This window comes from Actinomadura roseirufa (assembly GCF_900659635.1).
GTDB lineage: Bacteria > Actinomycetota > Actinomycetes > Streptosporangiales > Streptosporangiaceae > Spirillospora > Spirillospora roseirufa.
The window spans coordinates 1-18,693 of sequence record NZ_CAACVB010000005.1 but is presented as its reverse complement, the minus strand read 5'-3'; the positions used below and the strand labels follow the sequence as shown (position 1 = coordinate 18,693).

Annotated in this window: 14 protein-coding genes; 6 read left to right on the top strand and 8 right to left on the bottom strand. The window is 71.2% G+C overall.

Annotation, left to right across the window (positions count from 1 at the left end):
- Positions 1–337: 337 nt before the first annotated feature.
- The 7 genes from E1291_RS02035 to E1291_RS02005 form a co-directional block, all read right to left on the bottom strand.
- Positions 338–1,081 (bottom strand): MBL fold metallo-hydrolase, encoded by a 744-nt coding sequence (locus tag E1291_RS02035; protein WP_131735790.1) that lies wholly within the window; start codon positions 1,079–1,081, stop codon positions 338–340.
- On the bottom strand, positions 1,078–2,292 hold the full coding sequence (locus E1291_RS02030; RefSeq protein ID WP_165494919.1) for a M20/M25/M40 family metallo-hydrolase: 1,215 nt from the start codon (positions 2,290–2,292) through the stop codon (positions 1,078–1,080). Before E1291_RS02030 ends, E1291_RS02035 begins: the two co-directional genes overlap by 4 nt.
- On the bottom strand, positions 2,292–3,266 hold the full coding sequence (locus tag E1291_RS02025) for an ABC transporter permease (protein WP_131735788.1): 975 nt from the start codon (positions 3,264–3,266) through the stop codon (positions 2,292–2,294). Before E1291_RS02025 ends, E1291_RS02030 begins: the two co-directional genes overlap by 1 nt.
- Positions 3,266–4,210: an ABC transporter permease gene (locus E1291_RS02020; protein WP_131735787.1), complete on the bottom strand. Its 945-nt coding sequence runs from the start codon at positions 4,208–4,210 to the stop codon at positions 3,266–3,268. Before E1291_RS02020 ends, E1291_RS02025 begins: the two co-directional genes overlap by 1 nt.
- Complete coding sequence (locus E1291_RS02015) at positions 4,203–5,804, bottom strand: sugar ABC transporter ATP-binding protein (protein WP_131735786.1); 1,602 nt, start codon at positions 5,802–5,804, stop codon at positions 4,203–4,205. Before E1291_RS02015 ends, E1291_RS02020 begins: the two co-directional genes overlap by 8 nt.
- Positions 5,805–5,806: 2 nt before the next feature.
- Positions 5,807–6,859: an ABC transporter substrate-binding protein gene (locus E1291_RS02010; RefSeq protein WP_131735785.1), complete on the bottom strand. Its 1,053-nt coding sequence runs from the start codon at positions 6,857–6,859 to the stop codon at positions 5,807–5,809.
- A gap of 78 nt (positions 6,860–6,937) precedes the next feature.
- Positions 6,938–8,524: an N-acyl-D-amino-acid deacylase family protein gene (locus E1291_RS02005; protein ID WP_165494918.1), complete on the bottom strand. Its 1,587-nt coding sequence runs from the start codon at positions 8,522–8,524 to the stop codon at positions 6,938–6,940.
- Positions 8,525–8,833: 309 nt separating this feature from the next.
- Here E1291_RS02005 and E1291_RS02000 point away from each other — a divergent pair, with 309 nt between their 5' ends.
- From E1291_RS02000 to E1291_RS01985, 4 genes are all read left to right on the top strand, one after another.
- Positions 8,834–9,487: a hypothetical protein gene (locus E1291_RS02000; protein WP_131735784.1), complete on the top strand. Its 654-nt coding sequence runs from the start codon at positions 8,834–8,836 to the stop codon at positions 9,485–9,487.
- Positions 9,488–9,577: 90 nt separating this feature from the next.
- Entirely contained in the window at positions 9,578–9,892 is a 315-nt protein-coding gene (locus E1291_RS01995; RefSeq protein WP_131735783.1) for a hypothetical protein, read from the top strand.
- On the top strand, positions 9,885–12,344 hold the full coding sequence (locus E1291_RS01990; protein WP_131735782.1) for an NACHT domain-containing protein: 2,460 nt from the start codon (positions 9,885–9,887) through the stop codon (positions 12,342–12,344). The genes E1291_RS01995 and E1291_RS01990 overlap by 8 nt, the downstream gene beginning before the upstream one ends.
- Before the next feature lie 157 nt (positions 12,345–12,501).
- Positions 12,502–14,055, top strand: coding sequence for an SEL1-like repeat protein (locus tag E1291_RS01985; protein WP_131735781.1), 1,554 nt, complete (start codon positions 12,502–12,504; stop codon positions 14,053–14,055).
- A gap of 9 nt (positions 14,056–14,064) precedes the next feature.
- Here the strand turns inward: E1291_RS01985 and E1291_RS01980 are convergent, their stop codons facing one another.
- Positions 14,065–15,384, bottom strand: a complete 1,320-nt coding sequence (locus E1291_RS01980) for an erythromycin esterase family protein (RefSeq protein ID WP_131735780.1) — start codon at positions 15,382–15,384, stop codon at positions 14,065–14,067.
- Positions 15,385–16,667: 1,283 nt separating this feature from the next.
- On the opposite strand from E1291_RS01980, the gene E1291_RS01975 reads away from it, so the two are divergent.
- Together E1291_RS01975 and E1291_RS01970 are read left to right on the top strand one after the other, a co-directional pair.
- Entirely contained in the window at positions 16,668–18,017 is a 1,350-nt protein-coding gene (locus E1291_RS01975) for a helix-turn-helix domain-containing protein (RefSeq protein ID WP_131735779.1), read from the top strand.
- A 518-nt stretch (positions 18,018–18,535) separates the two neighbouring features.
- Positions 18,536–18,693: helix-turn-helix domain-containing protein (locus E1291_RS01970; RefSeq protein ID WP_131735778.1), on the top strand; the 158-nt coding region annotated here is incomplete at its 3' end.

The following is an 18,693-nucleotide window of genomic DNA, read 5'->3' as shown; positions in this document are numbered from 1 at the left end:
TTCACGTCCGCGTTCCCGACGTCGCCTTGGGGGACGCCCGCAGCAGTGCTCCCAACCGAGTTCCCAGCACCGCGCTTGGAGGTATCCCCAGCCGCGTTCCCGGCGCCGCCCTTGGAGGCGCCCGCAGTGGTGCTCCCAGCCGCGTTCACCGCTGCGTTCGCGGCGGCGCTCTTTGGGGCGCCCGTAGCGAGGTCCCCAGCAGTGTTTCCGGTCGTGTTTCCGGCCGTGTTTCCGGCCGTGTTCGCGGCGCTGCTCTTCGGGGTGGCCGGGGTGGTGTTCTCAGGGGCGCTCGCGGTGGTGCCGCGGGTCCGCCCGGCGGCGGGGTTCTCTTCGGCGCTCATGTGGTGCTCTCCGGAAGAAGGCCGCGGGACAGGACGTCCCGGGCGGCGGCCAGATGGCGGCCGCCGCGGGCGAGGGAGATCTCGTGGTGGCCGGGCAGCAGCGCGTCGACGTCCAGGCCGGCGAGCCGGACGAGGCTGGCGGCGTACTCGGGGACGCGCGCGTCGTGCAGGTTCTGCAGCGAGATCCGTCCGCCGGTGAACACGCAGTCGCCGGAGAACAGGGCCCGCCCGCCGGGGGCGTCGAGCAGGTAGCAGGTGTGGCCGTCGGCGTGCCCGGGGGTGGCGACGGCCCGCAGCGCGACCCCGCCGCCGAGGTCGACCACCTCGCCGTCGGCGATGGGACGGACGGCGGGGCAGGCCGGGAACGCGTACTCGGGCGGGTAGACCCCGGCCGCCTTGCCGCGGTCGACGCTGAGCTTGTCCTCGGCGCCGCACGCGATCCACCGGTCCGCCGGGGACCCGGCGCGGACGGCGAGCCCCGGCACGAGCCGGGCCAGCTCCGCGGCGCCGCCGGCGTGGTCGGCGTGCCCGTGCGTGAGCAGCAGGTGTCGTTCCCCATCGGGCCCGGCCGCGGCGAGCAGCTCCCGGGCGAGCGTCCCGGCGGAGGCCCCGGCGCCCGCGTCGATCAGCGCGGCGCCCCGGGTGCCGCGCACCAGGTAGACGTGGCAGTCCAGCGGGTCGGTGAGGTCGAAGCCCGCCGCGCCGCTGCCGACGAGGTCGACGGCCGGTGTCAGCCTCATGCGTCCTCCCCGGGGGCCTGCCCGGTGCCGGCGAACAGCGTGCCGACGGACGGCGTGCCGGCGGGCAGCGTGCGGACGGTCTCCACGATCGCCCGCGCCGCCGCCACCACGTCGTCCAGCGCCACCGACTCGCCCGCCGAGTGCGCGTTGGCGATCGAGCCGGGCCCGAACACGACCGAGGGCACGCCGGCCAGCGCCAGTTTGCTGGCGTCGGTCCCGAACGGCATCCCGCGGACGGTCCCGTCCCGTCCCGCCGCGGCCAGCGCCGCGCACAGGGCGGCGGGCACGGCCTCGCCGGCGGGGGTGTCGAGGGCGTGGTCGACGGTGAACGGCTCGTCCACCTCGATCCGGCCGGGGATCAGCGCGGTCAGCTCGGCTCGATCCCGCCGCCAGACCTCGATGGGGTCCTCGCCGGGGAGGGTGCGGCGGTCGACGTCGATCTCGCAGCGTCCCGGCACGGTGTTGGGGCCCTCGCCGCCGCGGATCCGGGTCACGCACCGGGTGGCGGCGCCGAGCAGCGGGTGCGCCGGTGGGCCCGGTACCGGGCCGGCGAGGTGGCCGACGACGCTGGCCATGAGGGTGACCGCGTTGACGGCCTCGTCCGGCCGCGAGCTGTGCCCGGCCTCGCCGAGCACCCGGACCGTGTAGCGCACGCAGCCCTTGTGCGCGGTCGCCGGGACGAGCCCCGTCGGCTCCCCGACGACGGCGCCCACGACCCGCGTGCCCACCAGTTGCTCGATCAGGCCGAGGACGCCGCGGTAGGCGTGCTCCTCGTCCACGACCCCGGCGACGACGACGCCGAACGGCGGCGGGCCGCCCGCGGCCAGCTCCGCCGCCGCCAGCATGAACGCGGCGAGCGGCCCCTTGGCGTCGCAGGCGCCGCGGCCGTACAGCCGCCCGTCCCGGATCGTCCCGGCGAAGGGGGCGACGGACATGCCGCCGGTCTCGACGGTGTCCAGGTGCGATTCCAGCAGCACCGCGCGCGGGTCCCGGCCCGGCACGGTCGCGACGACGTTGGGCCGTCCCGGCAGGACCTCCCGCAGCTCGGCGCGGATCCCGCGGGCCGTGAACCACTCGTGGACGTACCGGGCGACCGCCGCCTCGCCCAGCTCCCGCGCGGCGCCCGGGCCGACGGGCCCGCCGCGCGGGTTGACGCTGGGCACGGCGACCAGGTCCCGCAGCAGTTCCCCGGCCTCCTCCGCCGTCGCCATCAGGACCGCCGTTCCCTGGCGTAGGCCAGCAGCAGCGCGATGATGAGCAGCCCGAGCGTGATCTGCCGGACGCCCTCGGACATGTTCCATGCCGCGAGCAGCGCGGTGAGCAGCGTCAGCAGCAGCGACCCGGCGACCGTGCCGAGCACGTGCCCGCGCCCGCCGAGGATCGACGTCCCGCCGAGCACGACCGACGCGATCGACAGCAGCTGGTACGGGTTGCCCATGGTCAGCGAGCTGGTGGAGGTAAAGCCGAGCAGCACCAGCCCGGACACCCCGGCGAGCAGCGAGCAGGTGCCGTAGGCGATGAACGCGGTCCGGGCGAGCGGCACGCCGGACGCGCGGGACGCGCGCTCCCCGTTGCCGAGCGCGAACACGTACCGGCCGACCCGGGAGGCGTGCAGCAGCCAGGCCGCGACGGCGGTGATGCCGATCCACAGCACGAAGGCGAGCGGCACCCCGGCGACCCGGTCGTTGGCCAGCGCCCCGAGCAGCGGGATCTTCGCCGACTTCGGCGACCCGTCGGTGTAGACGAGCAGCGCGCCCGCGACGATCGTCCCGGTCGCCAGCGTCATCACCATCGGCGGCACCCGCAGCCAGGTCACCCCGGCGGCGTTGGCGAGCCCGACCAGGACGCTGGCCGCGAGGGCGACGGCGATGCCGGCCGTCCCACCCGCGCCGGAGGCGACCTGCGCGCACACCACCGCCGAGAGGGCGACGACGCCCGACACCGACAGGTCGATCCCGCTCATCATGATCACGAGGGTCTGGCCGACGGCGACGATGCCGAGGAACGCGGCGGTCTGCACCAGGTAGCGGACGCTGGAGACGCTGTCGAAGCCCTTGGCGAACAGGATCGCGGCGATCCAGGTGACGAGCAGGACGCCGAACGCCAGCGCGGCGCGGTTCTCGCCGAGGGCCCGCGGCAGGGTCGCCGCCGGGCGCGCGGGCGCGGTCTGCGATGGGGCGGTCATCAGTCCGTCCTCTCCCGGGTCGCCAGAGTCTTGACGGTGATGGCCACGATGAGCACCACCCCTTGCACGATGAGCTGGTAGAAGGGCGACATGCCCGTGAACAGCAGCAGGTTGGTCAGCAGCCCGATGAGCAGGGCGCCGAGGACGGTCGCGCGCATCTGCCCGACGCCGCCGAAGAAGCTGACCCCGGCGAGCACCGACGCGGCGATGGAGTTCAGCGTGTAGGGCGCGCCGATCGTCGCGTCGCCGGACCCGGTCTGGATCGCGAGGCCGATCCCGGCGAGGCCGATGAAGACCCCCGCGAACGCGTAGGTACCGATCTTCACGGTGCGGGTGGCGATGCCGCTGGCGTAGGCGCCGTGCTCGTTGCCGCCGACGGCGTACAGCGACAGCCCGAACCGGGTCGTCCGGACCGCCTTCCACAGCACCAGGACCAGCGCGATCGCCACGAACGGCAGCGCGATGCCGTTCCAGCCGTTGTTGTAGGCGTTGACCAGCCCGGACGGCACGGCGCCGCCCGGCTTCGGCAGCACCACCAGCGTGACGCCGCCCCACACGAACGACGCCGCCAGTGTCACGATGATCGGCGGCAGTCCCGCGTAGGCGACCAGGACGCCGTTGGCGGCCCCCGCCGCGACCGCCGCGGCCAGCGCCAGGACCCCGGCGAGCAGCACCCCGTCCTCGGCGCGGACGGCGAACACCGCCATCGCGAGCGCCAGCACCGAGCCCAGTGACAGGTCGATGCCGCCCGCCAGCATGACGGTGCTCTGCGCCATCGCGGCCAGGATCAGCGGCAGGAACTGCGCCGAAAGGATCGTGATTGACGCCGGGGTGAACAGCTCGGAGTCGTAGTGGGCGTACACGGCCAGCAGGACGACCAGCAGCGCGCCGAGCCCCGTGACGTCCAGGTTGCCGCGCAGGACGCCGGTGAGCCGGTCAGGCATGCGACACCGCCCCGATGACGGAGGCGCGGACCAGCCGCTCCTCGGTGAGGCCGTCGCCGGACAGCCGGTCCACGACGGCGCCCTCGTACATGACGGCGACCTCGTCGCACAGGCCGACCAGTTCCATGGTGTCTCCCGAGGTGACCAGCACCGCCACGCCGCTGTCGGCCAGCCGGCGGAGCAGGTGGTAGATCTCGCGCTTGGTGCCGACGTCGATGCCGCGGGTCGGCTCGGCGAGCAGCAGGATCCGCGGCCGGGACGGCAGCCAGCGGGCCAGCGCGACCTTCTGCTGGTTGCCGCCCGACAGCCGGCGGGCCTGCTGGCCCGGCCCGGCGACCTTGATCCGCATCCGCTCGACGAGGTCGTCGACCAGGCGCGCCTCGGCGCGGCGGTCCACGGTGAGGAGCCGCCGGCCGGGCGTCACGACGTCGAGGTTGGTGAGGGCGAGGTTGGCGCGGACGCTCTGCCCCACGTGCAGCCCCTCGACCTTGCGGTCCTCGGGGACGTAGGCGATGCCGCCGCGGATCGCCTCGCGCGGGGACGCCGTCCGCGCGGGCCGCCCGTCCAGCTCGACCCGCCCGGTGTGCCGGACGAGGCCGAACAGGGCGCGCAGCACGGCGCGCTGCCCCTGCCCCTGGAGCCCGCCGAGGCCGATGATCCGGCCGGGCTCCAGGTCGAGGTCGACGCCGGCGCACGCGCCGGGGACGGTCAGCCCCCGGGCGCGCAGCCGCGGCGTCCCGGGCGGGCCGGCGGCGATGGCCGGGCCGGGCTCCGGGCCGGACGCGGCGGCGGGGATCTCCCCGTCCGCCGGGCCCGCGACTCGCCGGTCCCCGGGCAGTCCGCCGTCCGCCGCCTTGGGCGGGAACAGGTCGGAGAGCTCGCGCCCGATCATGAGGTGGACGATGTCGTCGTGGCCGGTCTCCGCGCGGGCGCGGGTGGCCATGACCGCGCCGTCCTTGAGGACGGTCAGCCGGTCGGCGATGGCGAACAGCTCGGCCATCCGGTGGCTGACCGTGATCACCGACGAGCCCGCGTCGCGCAGTTCGTCCACGACCGCGAAGACGGCTCTGACCTGGTCGTCGTCCAGGGCGGAGGTCGCCTCGTCCAGGATCAGCAGCCGCGGCTCGGAGGCGAGCGCCTTGGCCAGCTCGACGAGCTGCTGCTGGCCGAGGGGCAGCTTGCCCGCCCGGGTGAGCGGGTCGACGCCGAGGCCGACGCGCTCCAGCAGCGGCCGGGCCCGCCGGGCGAGGTCGCGGCGCGTGATCAGGCCGCGGCGGGACGGCCACTGGCCGAGGAACACGTTCTCGGCCACCGTCTGGTGCGGGTTGAGGCTGAGCTCCTGGTGCACCGAGCCGATCCCGACCGCGCGGGCCCGGTGCGGGGACCAGGCCCGCACCGGCTCGCCGTCGTAGACGACGCGTCCGGAGTCGGGCGCCAGCAGTCCGGTGATGAGCGAGAGCACGGTGCTCTTGCCCGCGCCGTTCTCGCCCACCAGGGCGAGCACCTCACCGGCGCGGACGTCGAAGCTCACCTCGTGGAGCACGCGGTTGCCCGCGAAGGACTTGGAGACCTGCTCGACGGCCAGGAGCGTCATGGCTACTTGCCGATCAGCTTGTCGATCTCGGCCTGGGGCAGCTCCTGGATCGGGTAGGAGTCGTCCGGCTGGTCGGCCTTGACGTACTCGCCGAGGTTGTCGTCGGTGATCTTGGGAAGCGGCACCATGATGCTGCTCGGCACCGTCGCGCCGCCCGCCTTGGCCACCGCCGCGCGCAGCGCGATCACGCCCAGGTAGTTGGGCTGCGCGGTCGACAGCGAGGAGAAGCCCTTCGCCTTGTTGTCGTTCCACATCTTCAGGAAGCCGTTGTAGTTCTCCCCGGTGATCGGGACGAGCTTCTTCTTCTGCTTGACGAGCGTCTGCAGCGCGGCGGCCGACAGCGCGCCGCCCTGGGAGAAGACGCCGTCGATGTCGGGGCTGGCGGAGTAGGCCGAGGCGAACGCCTGCGCGGCGGGCGCGAGGTTGTACTCGCTGTGCACGTTCGCGGCGATCTTGATGCCGGGGAACTTCTTCAGCGCCTCCTCGGCGCCCTGCCAGCGCTCCTCGCTGACCGCGACGCCGGCCGGCCCGTTGAAGGCGATGATCTTGCCCTTGCCGCCGAGCTTCTCACCGAGCCACTGGCCGGTCATCCGGCCCCACTCCTTCTGGTCGGTGCCGACGCGCACGACCTTCTCGGAGGTGACCAGGCTGTCGAAGCTGACGACGGTGATGCCGGCCGTCACGGCCTGCTCCAGGGCGGGGTTCAGCGCGGTGGACGAGCCCGCGTCGACCAGGATCACGTCGTACTTCTGCTGGATCATCGCCCTGATCTGGGCGATCTGCTGGGAGGTGTCGCCGTTGGCGTTGAAGACCTGGTACGAGCCGATCTTGCCGTCGCTCTTCAGCTTGTCGACGTCGGCCTTCATCATCTTGTCGGTCTGCTGCATCCACGACGGGGTGAGGTAGATCGTGGACCAGCCGACCTTGAGCGCCTTGGACTTGCCGGCGTCGCCGGACGAGCCCTTGTCGTCAGAGTTGACGCCGCACGCGGTCGCGGCGGTCAGCGCGCCCAGCGCCGCGGTGGCCACGACGGCGCGCGAGAACCTTCCGATCATGGAGGGACTCCTTGTGACGGTCCGGGCCCGGGAGGGCTCCGGCGAACGGGGTGGGAAGGTCGGGGTGGGAAGGAACGGTCAGGCCGGTATGAGGGCCCGTCCGGGTGGGCGATGCAAGGCGGACCCGCCGGTAAGCACTCCACCGGTAAGCACTCCGCCGGCAAGCACGGGGACGCCGTTGACGAGGACGTGCTCGATGCCGTCCGCGGGTGCCCGTGGTCGTTCGTAGGTGGCCCGGTCGGTGATCGTCGCGGGGTCCGCGACGACCAGGTCGGCGGCGCGGCCGGGCTCGACGCGGCCCCGGTCGGCGAGCCGGAACCGGTCGGCGGCGCGCCCGGCCAGGTGCACGGCCGCCTGCTCCCACGTCCAGTCGCCGAGGTCGCGGACGTGCCGGGCCAGCAGCCGGGCGAACGCGCCCCAGCCGCGGGGGTGCGGGTGGCCCCCCTGGTAGATGGCGTCGGAGCCGGCGGTGTGCGCGGGGTGGCGCAGCAGCGTCCGGACCGACTCGTCGGTGTTGCCGGGCGGCTGCGCGAACACGCAGCCCGCCTCCAGCCGGGTGGCGACGAGCAGGTCGCAGCAGAACTCGCCGGGGGTCGTCCCGGCCCGCTCCGCCGCGTCCGGAAGGGTCATGCCCTCGGCCCACCGAAGATCGTCGGAGGGCACGTGGGACAGGGTGATCCGCGGCCAGATCTCCGGCCGGCGCGCGAACCAGTCGCGCTCCAGCCGGTTCCGGACGGCCGGATCGGCGAGATCGTCCAGCACGGCGTCCAGGTCGGCGACGGGGAGCCAGTCCGGCAGCGTGACGAGCGTCAGCGTGCTGGATCCTCGCAGGTAGGGGTAGCTGTCGAAGGTCAGGTCGATGCCTTCGGCGCGCGCGCCGTCCATGAGCGCGATCAGCTCGTCCGGCGGGCCGTGCAGGTGCGAGACGTGGGGGGCGGCACCGCTCGCGCGAGCGATGTCCAGGACCTCGGCCATCGCCCCGGCCGCCAGCGACTCGTACCCGCGCATGTGGGTCACATAGGGCAGGCCCGCCGCGCCCACCGGGGCGCACAGCGCGGCGATCTCGTCGGCGGCGGCGTAGGCGCCGGGCACGTACTCCAGCCCGGTCGACAGCCCGGCCGCGCCCTCGGACAGGCCGCGCTCGACCCGCGCGCGCATGGCGGCGATCTCGCCGTCGTCCGGGGCACGCCGGGCGCTCCCCATGACGCCGTGCCGGATCGTCCCGTGCGGCAGCAGGTAGACGGTGTTCAGGGGGACGCGCCGGTCGTAGGAGGCCAGGAGGTCCGCCACCGAGACCGGGCCTCCGTCGAGCCCTGGGTGGGTTCCGTTGACCGGAGCGAAGTAGCGGCTGACGTAACGGAGCGTCTCCGGGTCCGCCGGAGCGTAGGAGACGCCGTCCTGGCCCAGGACGAACGTGGTGACGCCCTGGCGCAGCGCCGCGAGCTGAACGTCGGGGTCGAACACGGCCGCGTCGCCGTGCACGTGGGTGTCGATGAAGCCCGGCATCACGTACCGGCCGGTGGCGTCGATCTCCGTGACGGCCCGCGTCCCCTCCGGGACGCCCACCGCGGCGATGCGGCCCGCCGAGACGGCCACGTCGGCGCGGCGCGCGGGGGCGCCGGTGCCGTCCAGCACCGTCCCACCGCGAACCAGAAGATCGTACATTGGACCTCATTCACCCCAGAGAGTGCGTTACCGGACTTCCGTGCCGGTAGTCGTGGAGGTTATGCGGTGGACCGAGCGCCGCACCAGATTTGCAACACATGATTTTGCAGTGCACAACAGCCCTCTGACCTGCGGATCTTCGCCTTAGGCCGCGTCATGGCCCCGCCCGGAGGCTTCCCGGCGGTCCCGCGCGGGCGCGGAACGCGGCCCTGGCCCTTCCCCGTCCGGTATGCGATCTTCTAGGGGCCGACCGCCGTGATCACGGTTGCTCCCAGGCTCGGCGGACAGAGATGGGAGGTCCGAGGAACGGTGACCGACTTCGACGACCTGGTGTCGGCCGAACGCCGCGGAATCGACGCGCAGGCCACGGCCGACGGGCGGCGGCGAGCGGCCGAGGCGTCCGAGCACGAGCTGTGGGCGCGAGACGAACAGGCCGCCTGGCGGGCCGCGATCGACCACATGAACGGCCTCTTCGCCGACTCGCTGCGGCATCTGCGGGACGCCCGGGTCGCCCCCCTTCCGACGCTGGAGTCCCGCAAGCCGCGCCCCTTCCAGAGCGTCGACCGCGTGGTGATCACGGGCCACCGGTGGCAGTTCGGGTCCTTCGCCCTGGACGGCGACGGCCGCGTCTACCTGGCCGCCGGCGTCACCACCCTGATCCCCAAGCACCCGAACGACCTGGCGACCGACCCGTTCATCCGCAAACAGCTCCGCAAGGCGCGGCTGCGCACCGGCCTGAAGGCCGACGACCAGGTGATCTGGACGGGCACAGAGACGCTGCGCACCCCCCTCGTCCTCGACCCGGCCAAGGCCGTCCAGACAGGCCGCATCCACTGTTTCGGCAAGGCCAACGACGGCACGCCCCTTCTGCTGTCGCACGACCCCAACGGGCGGCCGGAAGAACTGGAGCCCTACCTGGCGAGGACCGTCGCCAGGCGCGTGGAGGAGAACAGGCGGCGCTGACACCGCCCCCCAGCCCTACTGATCCCGAAATACTGGCTGATCCTGAGATACTGGTCGTGAGCCATCGGACTGTTCTGACGGGGAGCAGCTGTGGGCCCTAAAGCCAAACGCGGAGTCGCCGCAGCGGGCACGGTCGTCCTGGCGGCCCTGACGAACGTGACGACGGGCATGCTCACCCAGAAATGGGACCTGGCGTGGTGGGCGTTCACCGGTGTCGTCGTCCTGGTCGGCGGAGGGCTCCAGGCGTGGCTGACCGTGGCGGGCGGGCCCGCGCCCACCGCGCACCAGAACGTGCGGGGGACGAAGGTCACCGGCTCGGTGCGGCAGACGTTGAACCGGCCCGGCACGCAGGAGGTCACCGACTCGGAGATCGGCGCCGACCTGGACCAGCGGCAGGATGGGTGAGCGGCCGGGCCGCCGGTGGCCCCGCCTCCGGCGGCGCCCCCTGGTGGAACTGACCGTCCGCGACACCCAGGTCGGGGGCGACCTCCGGCAGAGCGTCACCATCGCCCCCTCCGCGCACGGCCTCCTCGACCGCGACCGGCTGGAGAACAGCCGGGCGGAGATGCTCAACAACCTGGAGACCCTCGCCGAGGGCCTCCTGCGCCAGTCGGTCTACCGGCGGGTCCTCCTCGATCTCGGCCTGGAGGACCGGCCGGACCTGGTCGACAGCTCCTGGGACGTCCTGGTCGAGGAGGGCGAGCGTGAGCCGGTCATGCTCGCGCCGGACGAGACCGCGACCGCGATGGTCGAGTCACGCAAAGGCGTGCTGATCCTCGGCGAACCGGGCGCGGGCAAGACCACGATGCTCCTGGGAGTCCTGCGCGACCTCGTGGACAGGGCCAAATCCGAACGCACCCGTCCCATCCCTGTCTACTTCCACCTCGGGACGTGGTCGGGACAGAAACGGCTCGACACCTGGCTGGTGGACGAGCTGACCGGCCCCTTCTACGGAATCCACCGCGACGTGGCACTGGCGTGGGTCCAGAAGGAACGCATCGCCCCCCTCTTGGACGGCCTGGACGAGCTGGCGCTGAACCGGCGGGCCTCCTGCGTGGAGTCGATCAACGCGTTCTCGGCCGCCCACGGCGTCCTGCCGGTCGTCGTCTGCTGCCGGGTCGCCGACTACCGCGCTCTGGGACGCGTCCTGCGGCTGCGGACCGCGCTGCTCATCCAGCCGCTCAGCCGCGCCAAGGTCCAGTCGCATCTGGAGCGGTTCGGCAAGCGGCTGGCGGGCGTCCGCGGCGCGCTGCGCGCCGACCCGACCCTGTGGGAGCTTCTCCGGACGCCGTTCCTGCTCGGCATCGCGGTCCGCGCCTACGAGGGCCTTCCGGCCGAGGAGATCTCCCTGGAGCGGGGCTCGCTGTACGAACGGCGTGACCGGCTGATCGCGGCCTTCGTCGAGCGGACACTGCGGGCCCGGCGAGGCAGGAGAAAGCTCGACAAGGGCAAGGTCGTCCGATGGCTCACTTACATGGCCAGGGCGCTCGCGTCGAACCTGGAGACCGCCCTCTACGTCGAGTCCATCACTCCGGCCTGGGTCCCCGAGCGCACGCGCCGCTCGGTCGCCAGGACGGTCGCCCTGATCTCGGCCCTGCTGACCGCCGCGACCGCGTGGCTCCTGGCCGGCCTGTACTTCTCACCTTGGGCAACGCTGGCACTCAGCGCCGTCTCCGCCTCGATCACGGGCCTGGCCATCCTCGGAGCCGAGAACCAGTTCAGGAAGCCGGACGGACGGAGCAGGCCGCGCCGCGTCACCTCCGCGCTGGCCAGCATCATCAGCACCGGTCTCGGCGTCGTCGCCCTAACCGCCATGATGACGGCCAGCTTCGGCGGGTTCGCGCACGACATCGCCGAACAGTTCGGTGCCGCGGCATGGACGTTCTCCGACTTCGTCCATGTCGTGACACCCGTCGTCTTCGCCGCCCTCGTCCTGGGCTTTCCCCTCGTCTTCGCGGTGACCGCGAGCCTGGACAGGCTCACCACCCGCGAACTCCGCGAGCTTCCGTACGGCGGCGGGCGCAGGGCCACCTGGTGGCTGAGCGTCGATCTCACCTTGGCCGTCGGCGTTCCCCTGGCGGCCGGGCTGTGGACGATCACCGGTCCGCGCGGGCTGCTCACCGGCGCCCTCCTCGGGTTCTGCGCGGGCTTCCTCAGCTCGGGCCGCAGGCTGCTGACCTACTGGTGCGTCCGCGCGGTCCTCGCCCGGAACGGGCTCGTCCCCCTGCGTCAGCGGGCCTTCCTCGACATGGCGATGTCCAGGACGCTGCTGCAGAAGGTCGGCGGCAGCTACGCCTTCGCCCACCGGTTCCTGCTGGAGTACTTCGCCCGGCTGGACCTCGAAGACACCCCGGACCGCTATCGGAGCGGCGGCCTGCAATCGGCGGACGTGCGCCCCGAGTTCCTTCTCGAAAAGGCGGGGGAGGTCGCCCACGACGCCCCGTCCTCGGCCCTGCGTTATCTCCGCTACGCGGGCTCGCATCTGCCCGCCGAGACCTTCGCCCCGGCGGCCTATGCCGCCGCGAAGGCCATGAAGGGCGGACCGGCCGGATACGCGGTCGACGTCCTCAAACTGGTCGTCGACGCGGGGCACACCAGCCTGTCCCCCGCCGCGGCCGTCGACGTGGCCCGCCACTTGATCAGCGACAACCGGGACGGCGAGTTCTACAACCCGGGCGACACCTGGTGGGACACCGCCAAGACCTACCTCCAGCTGGCTTTGGACTCGGGCGACCCCGAATCCGCACAGCGCGCCGCCGACGAACTGTCCACCATGCCACCGAAGCCGCCACCCCCGCCGCCCCCGCCACCCCTCGACCGCAGGGACACGAACTACCCGCCCCACTCCCTCTTCTGAGCCGAACACGCTCCGCTGTAACGAACACGCTCTTCTCCTACGAACACACTCTTCTCCCACGAACACGCTCTTCTTGAAAACGAACACGAGGGGGCCGAGGGAACCGGTTCCGGACGGGGCGCGTCGGGATTCTCGTGATCGTTGCGGGGAGGACATCATGAGCGGATATCCGGCGGAGGCCGTCGCGCTGTACGAGCGGGGACGGGAGGCCGAGGGCGAAGGCCGGCTCGCCGAGGCCGAGGAGCTGTACACGCGGGCGTACGAGGCCGGGCATCCGGGCGGCGCCCACCGGATCGGGGCCATGGCGCTCGACCGGGGCGACAAGGACCTGACCGAGCGGTGGTGGCGGCGGGCCGCCGAGAAGGGGCACCCCGAGAGCGCCTTCGAGGTCGGCTACATCGAGGAGAGCGGCGGCGACCCCGCCGAAGCGGAACGCTGGTACCGGGTCGCGGCCGAGGGCGGCGACCGCGGCGGAATCCTGAACCTCGCGACCCTCATCGAGAAGAGCGCCCGCGACGAGGCCATGGACCTGTACCGCCGCGCCTGGGACATGGGCTCCGACCGGGCGGCGTTCAACCTCGGCCGGATCTACGACGCCGACGGTAAGGGCGACCTCGACCAGGCCGCGACGTGGTACTCGCGCGCCGCCGAGCGCGGCAACGGCGGCGCCGCGTTCAACCTCGGCTTCGTGCGGATGGACCAGGGCGACACCGAGGGAAGGCTGGCGTCGTGGCGGCTGGCCGCGCGGCTGCGCCACCCGAAGGCCGCCTTCAGCCTCGGCGTCGCGGCGGTCGAGCGCGGCGACGAGGACGAGGCGATCACCTGGTTCCGCGCCTCGGTCCAGGACGTCGGGTCCGAGCACGCCGCGCGCCGCCTCGCCGACATCTACCGGCGGCGGGGCGACGCGCGCCGGGCCGGATACTGGAGCGGCTACACCGCCGGTCTCGGTGCCTACAGCACGGAGTTCGAGGCTTTCGCCGCAGGAGGATCCGCCGCCGCGATCCAGCGCCAGGACCTCCTGGACGAGGTCGTGGGCCTCGCGTACGCCGAATGGGACCTGGACGCGCGGACCCTCACCACGGACGGCCGCACCTACCACGGCGTCACCCTGCTGGGCAGTTTCTCCCACCTCAGCAAGACCTGGCTGTGGGCGTGGGACAACGCCAACCTCTCACCCGACCGGCCGGCCATCGCCCCGCTCCGCGCCGTCCGCGACTTCGGCGCGGAGCACACCGTCCCCGAGCTGATGGCGGGCGGGCTCGACCTGTCCCGCTTCCCGGACCCGGGCGGCGCCGCCGACACCCTGGCCATCGCCGCCGGGACGCTGCTGGGCGGCAACGGCGTGCGGCGCTACTCCATCAACGGCGGCGACGGGTCCAGCTACTTCCACCTCGACGACCCCGCGCTGCCCGCCGCCCGGTTCGACCACACCACCGCCGCGCGGCTGCTCATGCGGGCCGCCGAGGTCTTCCCGGCCGCCCAGCGGGCCGTCGTCCGCGGCCTGCTGGCCCACTACGGCTTCGAGATCAGCGAGTCCCCCGACGCCATCGAGGGCCGCTCCCCCACGAACGGCCGCCTGGCCGCGGCCTTCACCCCGGACAATCTCATCAAGGCAGTATCGGCTGAGAGAAACACTTCCGCTGAGAGAAACACTTCGGCTGAGAAAAACGTCTCCACCGGAGAGGACTTCTCCACCGGGCAGGACGCCTGACCCCGCACTTCAGAGCAGAGTGGCGGCACGAATCCGATGGAGGTGGATCAGCACATCGTGTGAAGCCCCCAAAACGATGGGCCTGGGCTCGTCCGGGTAGTCGGTGCCGATGTCGCGGGTGGGACGGACCCGGCTGAGCCAGTCCCGCAGCAGAGCGGGTGCCGTGCGCATGTCGAGCACGTAGTCGCGATACCGGGACTGATCGAGCGTGAACTCGTTGCTCCCCCTCTCGGGGGCACCGACCGTCACGGGCAGCAGGTCATCGCCACCGGGCGGCGCGGCGTTGAACGAGCCATGGTGGAAGGTGAAGCCCACGCTGACATAACCGCGCCCCAACTGCTCGCGCAGAAGGTCTCCCTGAATGCGATAGGGATAGTCCGGACGCGAATTGAAATACGTGACATGGCCATTGTGAGCCGACAGCAGCGTGCGCCCGCCGGTCCGCCGGTTCCACCACACGGTGTTGTCCGCCATCGCCTGCTCGCGATGCTGGAGCGCCTTCAGCAACTCGGCCCGGTCGTCCAGATCATAGGAGTACAGCGTGGCGACCTGGGAGATGAACTCGGCGTACTGCACGACCATGTCCTCGGCCCCGTGACGCCTCAGCAGCGCCACGACCTCCCGCGCACGCGAAGCAAGGGTTTGCCGCTCGGCCAGGGGTTTCCGCGGGTAGTGCGTCGTCCACACGTCCATGCCCGCGGTGGGACGCAGGCCGGTGTAGAGTCCCCCGACTACCGGCACCAACTCCGGATAATGTCCCCGCAGATACCCATCCACCCGGACGAACAACTCCTCGCCCGGATAGTCCACATCGTTGCCGACGTACCGCAACTTCTGCCGATGCCGCGCATTGTAGGCGCGCATCCACTGGAAGAGCCCGAGGTATTCGCGAGTGTTCCACAGACGCGTGGCGCTCTGGAACTCCTCGTCCATGATCTGACGGATATCGCCCTGACCACTGACGACATAGTCGTCGATACGCAGTGCCGCGCCGACGTGCACCTCCTGGGCAAAGGCACGGAACCCCTTGGCACGCACCAGGTACTGGAAGACCCGGTGCTTCATGGTGAAGAACTCGTGCGAATTGTGCGTCGCCTCCCCCAGCCCCACCACGCTCGCCCCGTCCACCATCTGCCCGAACGCCCGCAGATCCCCCAGATCCCCAGACGGCTCGGTCGACCGCAACGGCCGGGCATGGGCGTCAATGGCCCGGACCACCCCGCCCCCGCCGCTCGCCTGCGCCGCCCGAGGCAGCGCCGGAAGCAACCCCGCGCACAGCACCGGCACGGCCGCCTGCCACACCTGCCGCCGCGTTGGTCTCATGAGCATTGAAGCCACCCTCCCCGCGTGATCGGAAGCCCAGCATCACGCACAGACGACCCCCCGCGCAGTACGGCCACCCCCAAGACCGCCCTACGGCAAACCCCACGTCCGCCCGCGGACCCTGGAGAACCACACGCCCGCGATACCGGAGGTCAGGCCGCAAGGGGTGACGCCGTTGGGCCGCAGCGATCGGAAGACGGCGCCACCCCAGCTCATGCGGCGAGCGGACCCTACCCGCACAAACAGGCGGCGTGCGACCACCCATCCGCTGGATGGAACGTCCCGCGGGCCCGGGGTCGGCGCTCTCGTGACGGCGCAGCAACGGCAGCGTGCCCAGCCCCGCACGTGTAAGGCAGCTGCGGCAGACGGAAAGGCGCGGCGGTGCGAGGACTCTCGGGGGCGGCGTCAACCCGCACCACCGCGCCGGTCTTAGCGGCCCGCGGATGCTCAGGCGAGTGGCAGCCCGAGCACTCGCCCAATCTGCTCGGCGGCCTGCTCGGCCGTCGCCCCGAGCTGCGCCCCATGATCAGGCCCGCAGTACCAGAGGAACGCCTCCCGATGCCGAGCCCACACCACATAATGCGGCCCTTTCCCGGGCCGGATGAGATGCAGAATCTCCGTCCCGTGCGGCAATATCGGCGCCACACCCGAAAACCGCCGGCTCACCAGCAACGCCAACTCGGCCAATCGCTCACCCGGTGAAGCGAACGCGGGGGGCTCTGCCGCATCACCCGTCCCCCCGCGCCCACGCCCGAACTCACTCACCGGCACACCCATGATCGGTCGGCGCGCCGAGAGCGGTGGCCACGACCAACGCCGCGTCCACGATCCGATCGGCCTCGGCGATCGGCTCACCCCACGAAGCGAAAGAACCACAACCGCCCACCGTCCTCCTCACGCACCTTGCACGTGACCGTGTCCGCCGGATGCGGCACCTCCGCACAACACCCCGCCACCCTCGCATTGACCACGATCAACCCGCGCGGTTGAAGATCGGTCTCCAGCCCATAGGCGTGAAGCCGGGACATCAACGCCCCAAGCCGCCCAAAAGCATCCGGACGCTCACCATCATCAGGCCGTTCACTCATTCCCACCTCGTCTGCCAACTGAGCCAGCCCATAGCCGGACCTACCTTCCGATAGGCCCCGTAACCCCCGGTGTTGACCCACCAGACCGGAGCCGTTTCATGTCACGAATAGTGAATCCGCGGACACGTCACGCAGGCAGAGGCATGATGAGGAGCGCAGTGAAGCAGCACCGGAGCAGCGCGAACCGAAAGGCATCCGCCAATGGCCACCGACGCCCCGCAACCCGAGGACCGCCCACTCTCGACACCGGCCATGCGCCTCCGCGCCGCCCGCAAAAGCCGAGGCTGGTCGTACGCCAAGACAGCCGATCGACTCGCCCGCCACGTCCCCGACCAATGTCCCGACCGCGACACCCTGATCTCCTACATCAAACGCTGGGAAGCGGGCAAAGTCACCCGTATCTCCGACCGCTACCAGTACGCCCTGGCCGCCACTTTCGACACGACCGAAGAAGCCCTGTTCGCCCCCATCGCACCCCCCACGTCCGACCCGCCCCCCGGCCCTACAGGTACCGTGGAGCGCAGTCCTACTACCGGATCCTGGGACGACGATGTGAAGCGTCGCGAACTCATCGGGAACAGCGCCGCCGTCGGCGTGAACGCCGCTCTTGCGCCCGTGCTGGCCGCACTCTCCAGCTCATGGCAGAAAAGCCAGCCCCGGTTACCAGGCGCCAGCGTCTCCCAGGCCGTGATCGATGACTGGGAAGACGCCTACCCAATTCATGTGCGCAGGTATGTGAACGCCGCTCCCAGCATCACCTTGACCGGACTCACGCGGGACTGGGTCGAGATCGCACCCCACCTGCCCCGCCGACAACCCGAGGGTGTCAAACGCGACATCGCCCACGCGGCGGCCAAACACGCAGGGCTCATCGCGGCCACAACGGTCCAACTTGGAGACGAGCGTCTGGCAAGGCGCTGGTGGCTCACGGCACGCAACCTGGCCGACCAATCTGGGGACCGTCATCTGTCCGCCTATGCCCGAAGCTGGGAAGCCACAAACCGGGTCGTCAATGTGAGCGAACACCTCCCCGAACTGGCCAGGCTCGCCCGAGAAGCACGAGAACTCGCAGGGAGCAAGCCCACCGGAACGCTCGTTTACGCAACCCTCACAGAGGCAGAAGTCCTTGCATCCATGGGCAACCACAGCGCCGCAGTCTCAGCGATTCGACACGCCGAGGAAGTGTTCAGCCGAATCCCATCGAGTCAATCCGACAGGAAAAAGAACCTCCACCTAGCCCAAAGCCTCGTCTACTCACTTGCCGGTTCAACCAAAAACGCAGCAGAAGCCCGGCAAGCCGCACAACACCTTCACAACCCTGCCACACACTTCTACTCGTCAATCCAACTCAAATTGCACGAAATCGTTCTTCACACTTCGACCGACCCGTCTAACGCACTCAAGGAAGCTGTGACGATACTGGGAGAGCTTCCACAGGAACGGCGGATCGCACGGGTACGGGTGAACGCCCGGCGAGTCATCAACGCCCTGCCCGAGCCAGCGCGCACTCTCCCCGCCGCACAAGACCTAAGCACCCTGATCTCCACATAAAGCCCGACCGCCCACCCATGACCACGCGGACTCGCTCGATCATTGACTGAGGCGCCTGCGTGAATCCGACAACCCGTGCGGCACGGTCGGCAGCGACGGCGAGTCACAGGCACACGGCTCGCTCACCCCGCACCTCGGACGCATCTGCGAGTACCGCAAAGCAGACTCCTACCTACTCCCAGACCATGGGACGACAATGTGAAGCGTCGCAAACTACTCGGAAACGCCGTAGCCCTGGGCGCGAGCGCCACTCTCACCCCCATGCTCGCCGCACTCTCCAGCGCACGGCAGAACAGCCGATACCGGCCACCAGGCGCCAGCGTCTCCCAAGCCGTGATCGATGACTGGGAAGTGGCATACGACGCCCACGCACTCAGCTACCGACTCGATCCACCTGCGGCCGTCCTCACAAGCCCTACTTCGGATTGGCTAGAACTAGAGAGCTTCAATAGTTGGGGTTATCGACTGTGTCTTGGTGGTGACTGGCCTGTCGGGTGTGGGCGGGTTTCCCTTGGTGGATGCGGTATGGCGAGGGCGGCGGGTTGACCGCTGTGGAGCGGGCGCGGCGGGAGGCGCTGCGGCGGGAGGCGGCCGGGCTGTTCGATGTGGGGTTGTCGGATGCGGAGATCGGGCGCCGGTTCCGGGTGTCGCGGATGTCGGTGAACCGGTGGCGGCG